The sequence below is a fragment of the Candidatus Enterococcus murrayae genome (genome assembly GCF_017315985.1).
Taxonomy (GTDB): domain Bacteria; phylum Bacillota; class Bacilli; order Lactobacillales; family Enterococcaceae; genus Enterococcus_A; species Enterococcus_A murrayae.
In genome coordinates this window covers 16,490-29,089 of record NZ_JAFLVR010000028.1, presented here as the reverse complement: position 1 = coordinate 29,089, position 12,600 = coordinate 16,490, and the positions used below count along the sequence as shown (strand labels likewise).

Genomic DNA, 12,600 nt, shown 5'->3' with positions numbered 1-12,600 from the left:
AGAACACGATAGCAATGGGGTTTAAACGCACAAAAAGTTATCAACATGGTTATGCACACTTGACATTTCGCTTATCCACAATAAGGGGATAAGTCTATATAGAAAGTATTTATAGCAGGAAAGTTAGAAAAAGGAGCTGTGGAGAAGCTGTGGAAACGAAAATTTTTCAAACAGAAGAAATAGATCAAGCGGCGGAGTTATTGTCTCGTGGGGAACTGGTGGCTTTTCCGACGGAGACCGTCTATGGACTAGGTGCCAATGCGCTTTTGCCGGAGTCAGTGCAACAGGTTTTTGCGGTCAAAGGGCGTCCTAGCGACAACCCATTGATCGTCCATGTCGCTGATTTTTCAATGACAAAAGCCTTTGTTGAAAGTTATCATCCTTTCACCAAAAAAATCGTTAATCACTTTTGGCCAGGACCGCTGACTTTGATCTTTAGTATCAAAGAAGGTAGTTTGAGCCCTGTTGTGACAGGCGGGTTATCCACAGCTGCCTTCAGAATGCCAGATAATAAAAAAACATTATCTTTAATTGAAAAAACAGGGGCACCGCTAGTTGGACCAAGCGCCAATACTTCAGGAAAACCAAGTCCAACCACAGCGATGCATGTATTTCATGACCTAAAGGGAAAAATCGCTGGGATTTTAGATGATGGTGCAACACAAATTGGTGTAGAGTCGACAGTCTTAGATTTAAGTAATGAAGTACCGACAATTTTGCGGCCAGGTGCTGTCACTAAAGAAGCATTGGAAGAAGTCTTGAGTGTAGAAATTCCTTTAGATAAGCATCTGGTCAAGGAAAGCGAGACACCCAAAGCTCCAGGTATGAAGTACAAGCATTATTCACCAGATACCCCGGTTTTGATGATTGCTCCTGATGATTGGGATAAAGCTTTAGCATGGGCAAGGGCAAACGATCAAAAAGTTGGCTTGCTTGCGACACCGCGAATTGCTGATCAGTATTCTTCAGCGGATCGTTTTGTGTTTGCTGATCAATCAGTTGAAGCCGCAACACGCGGCTTGTTCAGCGGATTGCGGGCATTGGATGAAGCAGGAAAGACAGATATTATCTTCGCGGAGGTCTTTCCAGAGGATCATTTGGGCTTGGCTTATATGAATCGCTTAAAGAAAGCGGCAGGCCAAAATTATTTTAGTGAAAAGTAAACAAAAGATTCGATTATCTTCAAAAACTTTCGTATACTTAAATCAGAAAATTGAAAGGTGGCGTTGGGATGGATTACAAAACACTAGATCCCGAACTATGGGGAGCAATTGAAAACGAGGCAGAGCGTCAAGAACAAAATATTGAGTTGATCGCCTCAGAAAACATCGTGTCAGAAGCAGTGCAGATGGCACAGGGGAGCGTCTTAACCAATAAATATGCGGAAGGCTATCCTGGCCGACGTTATTATGGCGGCTGTGAGTTTGTCGATGTTGTTGAGAACTTGGCCATTGATCGTGCAAAAGAACTGTTTGATGCAGAATTTGCCAATGTACAAGCGCATTCTGGCTCGCAAGCTAATCAGGCAGCATATTTTTCATTAATCCAACCTGGCGATACGGTTTTAGGAATGGATTTATCAGCTGGGGGCCACTTGACACACGGTTCGCCAGTAAATGTCAGCGGTAAGCTGTACAATTTTGTCAGCTATGGTGTCGATCCGCATACAGAGACGATCGACTATGAGGTTGTTCGTATTTTGGCGCGGAAACATCAGCCGAAATTGATTGTGGCAGGTGCCAGTGCCTACAGTCGGACAATTGACTTTGCGCGTTTCCGTGAAATCGCTGATGAAGTCGATGCAAAATTAATGGTAGATATGGCCCATATCGCTGGACTAGTAGCAACAGGCTTACATCCCAACCCAGTACCTTATGCCGATGTCGTAACATCAACAACACATAAGACTTTACGCGGACCTCGTGGCGGCCTAATCTTGACTAACGATGCTGATTTGGCTAAAAAAATCAACAGTGCTGTTTTCCCAGGATTGCAGGGCGGACCGTTGGAGCATGTAATTGCAGGTAAAGCTGTAGCCTTCAAGGAAGCTTTAGCGCCAGAGTTCAAGGTGTACAGTGAACAAGTTTTAAAAAATGCGCAAGCAATGGTCAAGGTATTTAATCAGACACCTGAAACACGTGTGATCTCTGGATCTAGCGACAATCACTTGCTGCTGATCGAAGTAACAGGTTTTGACATTACAGGACGTGAAGCAGAAGAATTATTGGATAGCGTGCATATTACTGTCAACAAAAACTCGATCCCATTTGAATCAAAAAGCTTCAAAGAAACTAGTGGGATTCGCATCGGAACACCTGCGATTACAAGCAGAGGTTTTGAAGAGGAAGATGCGAAGCAAGTTGCTGAATTGATCGTTGAAACGCTGCAATCTAAAGGCGATGAAGAAAAATTAGCAGCGATCCGCAAAGCTGTTTTAGAATTAACAGATTCTCATCCAATTCATGCACATTAGACTAGTTTTCTTATACCAGTTGTCTTATAATTAGGAGAGATGCAGAATAAAGGAGCAATTTATTATGGGCAAGTTTCAAGTAATCGATCATCCATTGATCCAACACAAATTAACGATTATTCGTGATAAAAATTGTGGAACGAAGGTTTTCCGTGAAGTAGTTAATGAAATCGCGATGTTGATGGCATACGAAGTTTCTCGTGATATGCCATTGGAGGATATCGAGATCGAAACACCGATCACGTTATCAACTCAAAAAACTTTATCAGGAAAGAAAGTGGCGATCGTTCCGATCTTGCGTGCCGGGATAGGCATGGTAGATGGTATCTTAGAATTGATCCCTGCTGCGAAAGTTGGGCATATTGGACTTTTCCGAGATGAAGAAACGTTAGAACCACATGAATATTTCTTCAAAATGCCAGAGGATATCGATAGCCGTCAATTATTCATCGTTGACCCAATGTTAGCTACAGGCGGTTCAGCGATCATGGCGATTGATTCATTGAAAAAACGTGGCGCGTCAAACATGAAATTTGTTTGTTTAGTCGCTGCACCTGAAGGCGTAAAAGCTTTACAAGAAGCACATCCAGATGTTGACATATATACTGCGGCATTAGACGAACAGTTGAACGAGCAAGGATATATCGTTCCTGGTCTAGGCGACGCTGGTGACCGTTTATTCGGTACAAAATAAAAAAGATGCGAACCGTTGATCGGTTCGCTCTTTTTGATTGAAAAACTAAATCTTTTTCATTTGCTTATAATTGACAACGACGACGCCATTGGAATGAGTAATCAAGTCTTCATTATCTTGCTTCTCATCAATTTCAATGACTGCTGCGTTTTTCAATTGTTTAGCGACCACCCCAGTTTGGGATTGACCGCGAATAGTGAACATGACGTGTGTCTTTACGGGGAATTTTTTCCCGACTTCGGAAGGATCAACGTGTGCCTCTATTTTGCCAAATGTAGCCATCTGTTTGGAACGCCTCCTTTTTTCACATACTTAATTTTAGCATATTTTCAAGTTTTTTTCATGTAATCGCTTTTTAAGAAGAATCTTACTTTACTTTTTCGTAGAAGTTTTCTATAATTTCTCTTGTACGAAACGCCAGCTTAGCTCAGTTGGTAGAGCAACGCACTCGTAACGCGTAGGTCACAGGTTCAAGTCCTGCAGCTGGCACTACTTTAGAAGTCGTCATATCAAAGTTCTTTCTTTGATGTTGACGGCTTTTTGCTATTATGGAAAATAAATTCGAAAAAAATTCCCATTCTTTTGAGGAATTCTATGGTAACGTAAATTTGTACCATCTTTTCAGCACGAATTATCTATACAAAATTGAGGAGAACTATGAAAAAAATTTTTTCGTTTCATGCAGCTGTCTGGCTTTATATTTTATTTATGCATTTTGGTCAAACAACCTTTTCTTTTATGGGGTTAAATGTTTTTTTAGCATGGCTGCCGATTGTTTTTGCTCAGCTATTCATACATTTTAAAGGCTTGCGGCGATGGTTTTTTGCGCCATTATGGCTTTTATTTTTTCCAAACATTCCTTATCTGATGACTGATTTGTTTCATTTAGCTAGTTTAAAGATTTATCAGCCGGGTGGGCACTTTTTGATGGATACCAATGGCTGGTGGTCCTATCTTTTCCTGTTGCTGCCGATCATCCTAATGGTTTTCATTGGCATGGCTCAAGTATTCAAATTGTTTTCAACGGTTCGTCTGCGAATAGCCCAAAGAGTAGGCTGCTTTGTTGGAGTGTCTATTCTATCTAGCCTAGCTGTTTACATTGGACGATTTGATCGCATTCACTCTATCGAATTGGTGTTCCATCCTTTGAATGTCTTAGAATTATTAGCAGGAAACTGGAGTACAGAGAAGCTACAATTTGTTTTAATGTTTAGTCTATTGCAACTGGGAATTTGGGGTTTGATTTATTATTTGCGGCAAGAGGCAAACGAAGAATAAAGATTTTGCAAAGTCAGCGATGCTTGCTTTTCTTTAGTCAAAGAAGCGTCTATAATAGAGCGAGTATACTGGTGGAAAAGAGATGAACAATGGATAGACTGAAAAATAACAATGATGATAGCCGGATTGATTACGGCGTCATTTTACCTGTTTTTATATTATGTTTGATTGGCATGCTTTCACTTTATGTTGCATTAACGCATGATACCATAAGAGATCCCAACGTTTTTCGCGGCCTTGCTATGCAGGCGATTTGGTATGTAGTTGGGGCTTTAGCTGTTGTAATTATTATTCATTTTGATGCGAAGCTTTTATGGCGGTTAACACCGTTTCTATATGTAATTGGTTTGGCGGTCATGCTGGCGCTGTTAAAGTATTATGATCCTGCACTAGCTGAGTCAACGGGTTCAAAAAACTGGTTCAAGATCGGCACTTTTACTTTTCAGCCATCAGAATTGATGAAAATCGCTTATATTTTGATGATGGCGTTGATTATTACTAAGCACAATGTAGCGAATAAGCTCCACACGTTGAGGACAGATGCATTTTTGATTATAAAAATGATGCTCGTAACTCTTCCAGTTCTTGGCTTGATTTTAGCTCAAAAAGATTTCGGGACAATGCTAGTTTTCTTAGCTATTTTTTCAGGTATGTTTCTGATGTCAGGGATATCTTGGCTGATTTTAGTTCCCGCAATTGCATTAGCAGTTGTTATCGGCGGGACAATGATTTTTTTAGTAACGACGGATTCGGGAAGAGATTTGCTGACTCATATCGGATTTAAAAATTATCAGTTTGCTCGGATTGATTCATGGTTAGATCCCTTCCATGATCCTCAAGGGAAAAGCTATCAATTGGCTCGCTCATTGATGGCAATTGGTTCTGGCGGGATGCTTGGAACAGGCTATAATGTCAGCAATGTTTATGTTCCGGTACGAGAATCAGACATGATCTTTACAGTTATCGGCGAGAACTTTGGTTTCGTTGGCGGGGCGTTTGTAATTTTGCTCTATTTTATTTTGATTTATCGCATGATTCGATTATGCTTTGACATGAATAATGAATTTTACGCTTATATCGCATCAGGAATCGTCATGATGATGCTGTTCCATGTTTTTGAAAATATTGGCGCGAATATCGGTCTATTGCCATTAACTGGGATTCCGCTGCCGTTTATCAGTCAAGGGGGTTCATCCATTTTAGGAAATATGATTGGAATCGGCTTGATTTTATCGATGCGCTATCAGAGCGCGAATAAGAAACCTATCAGGAGGACACGTAGTGCTTAAATTTTATTGGTATCCAAAATGTTCGACTTGTCGCAAAGCCAAAGCATGGTTAGACCAAGCAGGTGTTGAATATGAAACGATTGATCTGGTTCAAGAAACTCCTTCGGCTGAGGCTTTCGAAAAATGGCTGTCAGCGAGTGAATTACCTGTACGAAGATTTTTCAATACGAGCGGCATGAAGTATCGCGAGCTGGGCTTAAAGGAAAAAATGGCTGATTTATCAGTAGCGGAAGCGAGTGAATTATTGGCGAGTGACGGGATGCTGGTGAAGCGTCCATTGCTGATCAAAAATGATCAATTTTTATTAAATGGATTTAAAGAAACAACTTATGAAGGAGCGTTATAAAGAAATGAGTTACTTGAAGAAAAATGAAGGTCTATGGATCTTGCATAACGATAAAGACTATTGTATGGGACTAACCGCTGAAATGGCAGAGACACTTGGTGAGGTTACATTTATCTCTTTGCCAAAAATTGGTCAAGCGGTTAAAGCTGGTGAACCGTTGTTAGAGATCGAGGCTGAAAAAGCTGTACAGGAATTCAAAAGTCCCTTAACAGGGGTCGTTTCTTCTGTCAGCGAAAAGGTTATTGCTGATCCCGCAGCGCTGAACACTAAAGAAGAATTGGATGCTTGGATACTATCACTGCGTGAAGTTGACGTAGAAGAGTTTGAAAACTTATAAAGAAATTTTAATTTGATGTTTGACAGGATAAAATCTCCTTGATATAATCCTTTCATACACATGAGAAAGCGATGAAAAGAAAAGTACATCTGATTAAAGTACAAAGAGAGCTCCGGTACGCTGAAAAGGAGTTGCGGCAATGAGATGGAAAATGGTCTTTGAGCAGGATGGACGAAGCATATGCCAAGTCTGTCACGGGAGTGCCCGTTATAGCACCTCAGTATGCGCATGATGCAAGTACTGGCAGAGGTTGTGATCGTAAGGTCAGAACGAATTTTAGGTGGTAACACGGAAGTTAAAGCTTTCGTCCTAAGTGTACAAACGTACATTTTTTAGGACGGAAGCTTTTTTGTTTGTTCTGCTTTTCGCAGTTTGTTCGATGAAGCAGTTTAGCAGAAGAATATGCGTGACAGGTATAAAACGCATTTTTCCGATTTTGGGAAAATTGAGTTCCTTCTAGTGAGGCAGCTGTCATGAACAGGAATCCTATCTTTTGTCTGTTAGAGGAACAACAATAAGCGATTTAAAAGTTATCTGGTTAATAGAAAGGGAGTAAGAAGCATGGCATTGATTGAGCTAAATCAAGTGGGAAAAAGCTTTGCCGGCAAAGCTGGACCAATCCACGCAGTCAATGGAATCAATTTAGCGATTGAAGAAAAGGATGTCTATGGCATCGTTGGTTATTCAGGAGCAGGAAAGAGTACATTGGTTCGTTTATTGAATGGACTAGAATCACCAACAGCAGGTCAAGTGTTAGTGAATGGTGAGGATGTCGCAAAATTACAAGGAGCACCGTTAAGAACATTTCGTAAAAAAGTTGGAATGATTTTCCAACATTTTAATCTATTGTGGTCACGAACAGTAATTGAAAACATTCAATTACCGTTAGAGCTGGCAGGAGTAGCAAAGGATCAGCGAAAGAAAAAAGCAGAAGAATTATTGAGTCTGGTCGGACTTGATGGCAGAGGTGATGCGTATCCTTCTCAATTATCCGGCGGACAAAAGCAAAGAGTTGGGATTGCAAGAGCGCTAGCTAATGACCCAGATATCTTGCTTTGCGACGAGGCGACCAGCGCATTAGACCCTCAGACAACCGAGGAAGTGTTAGAATTATTGGCCAACATCAATAAAAAGCTGGGATTGACTATCGTGTTGATTACTCATGAGATGAATGTAATCCGAAAAATCTGCAATAAGGTCGCTGTGATGGAGTTAGGAAAAATCGTGGAAGAGGGTTCTGTCCGTGAAGTCTTTCGCCATCCAAAACAGGAAGTGACTAAGATTTTTGTTCAACAGGATCTTGAACCAAAAGCAGACCCATCTGATTTGCTGAAGGACTTTATCAAAGAAAATCCCAATGGTACTTTGGCTACACTGCACTTTTTAGAGGACAATGCCAATGAACCGGTGGTGTCCCAAGCGATTCGCAAGTTTCCAATCAACATTAGTATCGTTTATGGAAACATTGAGCGGGCAACGGGAAATTCTTTCGGAACTCTAACCGTTCAATTCACGGGAGAGGTCGACAAGGTTGAAGAGGCGATCGACTTTATCGAGAGTCAACAAGTTGAAGTGGAGGTGCTGCACCGTGGATAAGAGTTTTTCAGAGACCTATTTAAACTTCCAGCAGGTATCTTGGGATACTTTGAAGGAGGCGATCAATGATACATTGTTCATGACGATCGTATCAATGCTGATCGTGTTTGTTTTAGGATTATTGTTAGGCTTGCTGCTCTATTCATTGGGGCGTAAGCATTCTGCTGCTCGCAGCATTTTATATGGTGTAGTTTCTATTCTTAGTAATATTTTCCGATCAACGCCATTTATGATTCTGATGGTTTTGATTATACCTTTTACCAAGGCACTAGTTGGAACGATGCTGGGAGCTAAAGCAGCGATTCCGGCATTGGTTTTATCAGCAGCCCCCTTTTATGCACGCTTAGTTGAGATCGCCTTTCGTGAAGTCGACTCTGGTGTGTTGGAGGCGGCGGACGCCATGGGGGCCAGCTATTTTCAAACAATCTACAAAGTTTTGATACCGGAAAGTTTACCGGCGTTGATCTCAGGGTTGACGGTTACATCAGTTTCTATGATTGGTTTTACCGCGATGGCAGGGGCGATCGGTGCGGGCGGACTTGGTGCTTTGGCTTGGCAGGAAGGCTATCAGCGAGGCAATTACACCGTTACATTAGTAGCAACCGTGATTATTCTTATCATCGTGTTCATTGTTCAAGGCGTCGGTGATTTTCTGACGAAGCGAACAGACAAGCGTTAGCAACAGAATATCTATTATTCTTTAAAAATAAACTCAGTAAAAACTATTAGGGGGAACTATCAATGAAAAAGAAATTTTTAGGTTTTGCAGCAGTAGCATTATTAACTGTAGGATTAGCGGCTTGCGGAAATAGCAAAGCAGATTCTTCTGATGACAGCAGTAAAGAAAAAAGCGATACATTAGTTGTCGGGGCTTCACCAACACCTCACGCAGAAATTTTGGAACACATAAAACCATTGCTTGAAAAAGAAGGCGTGAATTTAGAAATCAAAAAATTCGATGACTACGTGTTGCCAAACAAAGCGTTGGCAGACAAAGATATCGATGCGAATTATTTCCAACACAAGCCTTTCTTTGAAAAAGCAGTGAAGGAAAATGATTATAAATTTACTGATGCGGGCGCAATCCATATCGAACCAATGGGCTTGTACTCTAAGAAAATCAAGGATATCAAAGATCTGAAGGATGGAGCGACGATCATTACTTCAAGCTCTGAATCAGACTGGGGACGAATCATTACAATTTTACAAGATGCTGATTTAGTTAAAGTGAAAGAAGGCGTCGATTTAGAAACAGCGACTTTTGACGATATCGCTGAAAATCCTAAGAAATTGAAATTTGATCATTCGATCGACCCAGCGTTATTAGCAACAACTTATAGTAATGACGAAGGCGACCTAGTGGCGATCAATGCCAACTTTGCTTACGGCGCTGGCTTGAATCCGGTTAAGGATGCTGTATTGCTTGAAAAAGATACATCGCCTTATGCCAATATTCTGGCTGTTCGTACCGCAGACAAAGACGATGCTCGTATCAAGAAATTAGTTAAGGTTCTCCATGAAAAAGACGTTCAGGACTGGATTTTAGAAAAATGGGATGGCTCTGTAAAACCCGTTGATAAGTAAGAATAATTTCCTAAACTCAATACATTTGTATTGAGTTTTTTCTTTAACATAAATAGAACAGCTGAGATGTTCAGTAATTGTGACCGATTTCGATCATGATTACTGAACTTTTTTATCGTTAAAAGACTTTTGAACCGAAAAACAGTCAAAATATTGAACGCTTTGGATAGCGATGCTATAGTTATCAGCATAAATAGGAAAGCGCTATCCTAGTTGTGAAAGTAGGCTTTAATGGTGAAGTTGGTTGATTTGATGATGAACGATTTGGTTATTTTTGATGAATCAATTCGTTCAAAAGATGAGTTGTTTAGCAAGCTAGGTCATTTGCTTGAGGAAAATCAACGAGTGACAAAAGCGAAAAAGGTAATCAAGGATTTATATCGAAGAGAGGCGGAGACATCTACAGGAATAGAGGATGGATTTGGAATTCCTCACGCGCAGAGCAAAGCTGTTTTACAACCTACTATTTGCTTTGTCCGTACCGGGAAAATGTCAGATTATACTGGTCTTGATGGAAGAGAAATTGAATGGGTATTTGCGATTTTAGTCCCTAAGAAGACCTCCAATATACATTTGGAAATATTGAGCAATTTGTCGCGAAGGTTAATGAATGAGACATTTAGAAATCAGTTGAAGCATGCGGCTAATGCCATTGAAGTAATTGAGATTATCAGTAAGGAGGAATCATCATGAAAATTATAGGAATCACAGCTTGTCCTACGGGGATCGCTCATACGTATATGTCTGCTGAAAAGCTGGAAGTGACAGCAACAAGCTTAGGGCATGAGGCAAAGTTTGAAACACAAGGGGCAAAAATAGAGAATGTATTGACACCGGAAGAAATCCAAGCAGCTGATGCGATCATTTTGGCGGTAGATAAGGATGTCGATACAAGACGATTTGCTGGTCGGAAAATCAAACGAGTATCAACTAGTTGGGCGATTAAGGAGCCTGAAAAAGTAATCGAGGAAGCTTTAGAAAATATTGGAACCATCGAAATCTCCGCCGAAAAGAACGAAGGAATACAAGAGCAGAAAAGCGGGATTTATAATCATTTTATGAACGGTGTTAATTATATGCTGCCTTTTGTCATTGCTGGCGGGATCATTATCGCGTTGAGCTTTGCTTTCGGAATCACTGCTTCTGATCCGAAATCTGATGACTATAATGCTCTTGCAGGAGCTTTGTCAACGATTGGCGGGGGAACAGCATTTGCAATGATGGTACCGGCACTAGGAGCGGGGATTGCTAGTTCGATTGCTGGCAAAGCCGGCTTTGCACCAGGTATCGTTGCAGGTTTACTGGCGGCAAATGGCGGGTCAGGGTTCTTAGGCGGAATGATCGGCGGTCTGTTAGCAGGATATTTAACAGATCTTTTAGCAAATAAAATAAGTATAAAAAAACAATTGGCAGCTATTTATCAACTGATTGTTGTTCCGCTAGTTTCCATTTTAGTCATCGGTCTGGCGATGGTCTTCTTGATAGATAAGCCGATCGCTTGGGTATTGGATGCGTTGACTGGTTGGCTAAATGGGTTAGGTAATACTTCCGGTCTTATGTTCGGATTATTGATTGGTGTGATGATGGCTGCTGATATGGGTGGTCCAATCAATAAGTCAATTTCAACATTTTCCATCGGTTTGATGTCGGCGGGTGTCAACGCTCCAATTGCTGCATGTATGGCTGCGGGAATGACGCCGCCTTTAGGATTAGCCTTAGCAACGATCCTGTTCAAGAATAAGTTCACTAAGGAAGAACGAACTTCAGGACAATCCTGCTGGATCTTGGGCGCGTCTTATATTACTGAGGGGGCTATTCCGTTTGCGGTGGCCGATCCGATTCGAGTGATACCTAGCTTGATGCTTGGTTCAGCAACTGCTGCCGGAATATCCATGGCTGCGGGCGTTACTTCAATGGCTCCTCATGGAGGGATTTGGGTGATGCTGATCCCAAATGTAATGAATAATCTGCCGATGTATCTGCTGGCGATCGTGGCGGGAACAGTAGTGACTGCGCTAGCGGTTGGTATGTTGAAAAAGCCAGTAACAGTTGAGGATAGCAAAATTATAAATGAGGTGGAAATGTAATGTTGTATACAATGAAGGATTTATTGAGTGTCGCTAAAGAGAATCATTTTGCCGTACCTGCCTTTAATATTTGCAGTTACGATATGATGAAAGCCATCATGGAGGAAGTCGAGGCGCAAAATGCTCCTGTGATTCTAGAGATACATCCTGATGAGATCGCTTATTTAAATGATGAGTTTGTGGCGGCAGCTAAAGACTATGCACACAATAGCAAGGTTCCTGTTGTGATTCATATGGACCATGGCGGTTCAGTGAGAGATGTTATGCGAGCAATTCGTAATGGTTATACGTCGGTAATGATCGATGCATCGACTCAGCCCTATGAAGAGAATATGAAATTGACAAAAGAAGTTGTGAAGCTGGCACATGGCGTGAACGTATCTGTTGAAGCGGAGTTGGGAACGATCGGAAACAACGGTTCAGCAGAGGGCGGAACAGCAAACATCATTTATACGGATCCTGACCAAGCGGAGGAATTTGTGAAGGAGACAGGGATCGACACGCTTGCTGTAGCAATTGGAACGGCTCATGGCCTTTATCCTAAAGATATGACGCCAAAATTGAATATCGACTTATTAAAAGAATTAAATGAACGGATCGATATTCCCTTTGTTTTACATGGAGGGTCAGGAAACCCGGACTCTGAAGTAAGCGAGGCAGTAAAATACGGTGTAGCAAAAGTCAATCTGAGTTCCGATCTAAAGAGTGTCTTCTTTGCAACACTAAGAGAGATCTTAAGCAACCATCCAGAAATGTATGAACCAGGCGACGTTTATCCAGAAGCGAATAACAAGGTTAAGGAAGTCGTTAAGCATAAGCTGAGCGTTTTAAATGCGATCGGAAAAGCTGATTTATACTAAGAAAAAAGGCAGAACTTTCAATTTTATTGAGAGGGCTGTCTTCTTTTCCTTTTGAG

General features: G+C 41.3%; 14 protein-coding genes, 1 tRNA gene and 1 other annotated feature. Of the genes, 14 read left to right on the top strand and 1 reads right to left on the bottom strand.

Annotated elements, in window-relative coordinates; translation table 11 throughout:
* Nucleotides 1-149: 149 nt before the first annotated feature.
* The 3 genes from JZO85_RS12460 (at nt 150) to upp (ending at nt 3,167) form a co-directional block, all read left to right on the top strand.
* Entirely contained in the window at nt 150-1,163 is a 1,014-nt protein-coding gene (locus tag JZO85_RS12460; protein ID WP_207108862.1) for an L-threonylcarbamoyladenylate synthase, read from the top strand.
* A gap of 68 nt (nt 1,164-1,231) precedes the next feature.
* Entirely contained in the window at nt 1,232-2,473 is a 1,242-nt protein-coding gene (glyA, locus tag JZO85_RS12455) for a serine hydroxymethyltransferase (protein WP_207108861.1), read from the top strand.
* 64 nt (nt 2,474-2,537) lie between these two features.
* On the top strand, nt 2,538-3,167 hold the full coding sequence (gene upp, locus JZO85_RS12450) for a uracil phosphoribosyltransferase (protein ID WP_207108860.1): 630 nt from the start codon (nt 2,538-2,540) through the stop codon (nt 3,165-3,167).
* 45 nt (nt 3,168-3,212) lie between these two features.
* Here the strand turns inward: upp and JZO85_RS12445 are convergent, their stop codons facing one another.
* Entirely contained in the window at nt 3,213-3,449 is a 237-nt protein-coding gene (locus tag JZO85_RS12445; RefSeq protein WP_207108859.1) for a hypothetical protein, read from the bottom strand.
* A 134-nt stretch (nt 3,450-3,583) separates the two neighbouring features.
* Here JZO85_RS12445 and JZO85_RS12440 point away from each other — a divergent pair.
* From JZO85_RS12440 to JZO85_RS12390, 11 genes are all read left to right on the top strand, one after another.
* Nucleotides 3,584-3,656, top strand: a tRNA-Thr gene (locus JZO85_RS12440).
* A 168-nt stretch (nt 3,657-3,824) separates the two neighbouring features.
* Nucleotides 3,825-4,445 (top strand): DUF1361 domain-containing protein, encoded by a 621-nt coding sequence (locus JZO85_RS12435; protein ID WP_207108858.1) that lies wholly within the window; start codon nt 3,825-3,827, stop codon nt 4,443-4,445.
* Nucleotides 4,446-4,534: 89 nt separating this feature from the next.
* Nucleotides 4,535-5,734 carry an FtsW/RodA/SpoVE family cell cycle protein gene (locus JZO85_RS12430; RefSeq protein WP_207108857.1) on the top strand — a complete coding sequence of 400 codons (1,200 nt, stop codon included), beginning with the start codon at nt 4,535-4,537 and terminating at the stop codon, nt 5,732-5,734.
* The gene (locus tag JZO85_RS12425; RefSeq protein ID WP_207108856.1) at nt 5,727-6,080 is read left to right on the top strand and encodes a Spx/MgsR family RNA polymerase-binding regulatory protein; all 354 of its coding nucleotides are present in this window, start codon (nt 5,727-5,729) and stop codon (nt 6,078-6,080) included. The genes JZO85_RS12430 and JZO85_RS12425 overlap by 8 nt, the downstream gene beginning before the upstream one ends.
* A 4-nt stretch (nt 6,081-6,084) precedes the next feature.
* Nucleotides 6,085-6,417, top strand: a complete 333-nt coding sequence (locus tag JZO85_RS12420) for a glycine cleavage system H family protein (RefSeq protein ID WP_207108855.1) — start codon at nt 6,085-6,087, stop codon at nt 6,415-6,417.
* A gap of 62 nt (nt 6,418-6,479) precedes the next feature.
* Nucleotides 6,480-6,732 (top strand) — a binding site (T-box leader).
* A 246-nt stretch (nt 6,733-6,978) separates the two neighbouring features.
* Nucleotides 6,979-8,013 (top strand): methionine ABC transporter ATP-binding protein, encoded by a 1,035-nt coding sequence (locus tag JZO85_RS12415; protein ID WP_207108854.1) that lies wholly within the window; start codon nt 6,979-6,981, stop codon nt 8,011-8,013.
* Nucleotides 8,006-8,692, top strand: coding sequence for an ABC transporter permease subunit (locus JZO85_RS12410; protein ID WP_207108853.1), 687 nt, complete (start codon nt 8,006-8,008; stop codon nt 8,690-8,692). Before JZO85_RS12415 ends, JZO85_RS12410 begins: the two co-directional genes overlap by 8 nt.
* Nucleotides 8,693-8,754: 62 nt before the next feature.
* Entirely contained in the window at nt 8,755-9,597 is an 843-nt protein-coding gene (locus JZO85_RS12405) for a MetQ/NlpA family ABC transporter substrate-binding protein (RefSeq protein ID WP_207108852.1), read from the top strand.
* A gap of 234 nt (nt 9,598-9,831) precedes the next feature.
* A complete protein-coding gene (locus JZO85_RS12400) occupies nt 9,832-10,290 on the top strand; it encodes a fructose PTS transporter subunit IIA (RefSeq protein ID WP_207108920.1) in 459 nt (152 codons plus the stop codon).
* Entirely contained in the window at nt 10,287-11,684 is a 1,398-nt protein-coding gene (locus JZO85_RS12395; protein ID WP_207108851.1) for a PTS fructose transporter subunit IIC, read from the top strand. Before JZO85_RS12400 ends, JZO85_RS12395 begins: the two co-directional genes overlap by 4 nt.
* A complete protein-coding gene (locus tag JZO85_RS12390; protein ID WP_207108850.1) occupies nt 11,684-12,544 on the top strand; it encodes a ketose-bisphosphate aldolase in 861 nt (286 codons plus the stop codon). The genes JZO85_RS12395 and JZO85_RS12390 overlap by 1 nt, the downstream gene beginning before the upstream one ends.
* Nucleotides 12,545-12,600: the final 56 nt, after the last annotated feature.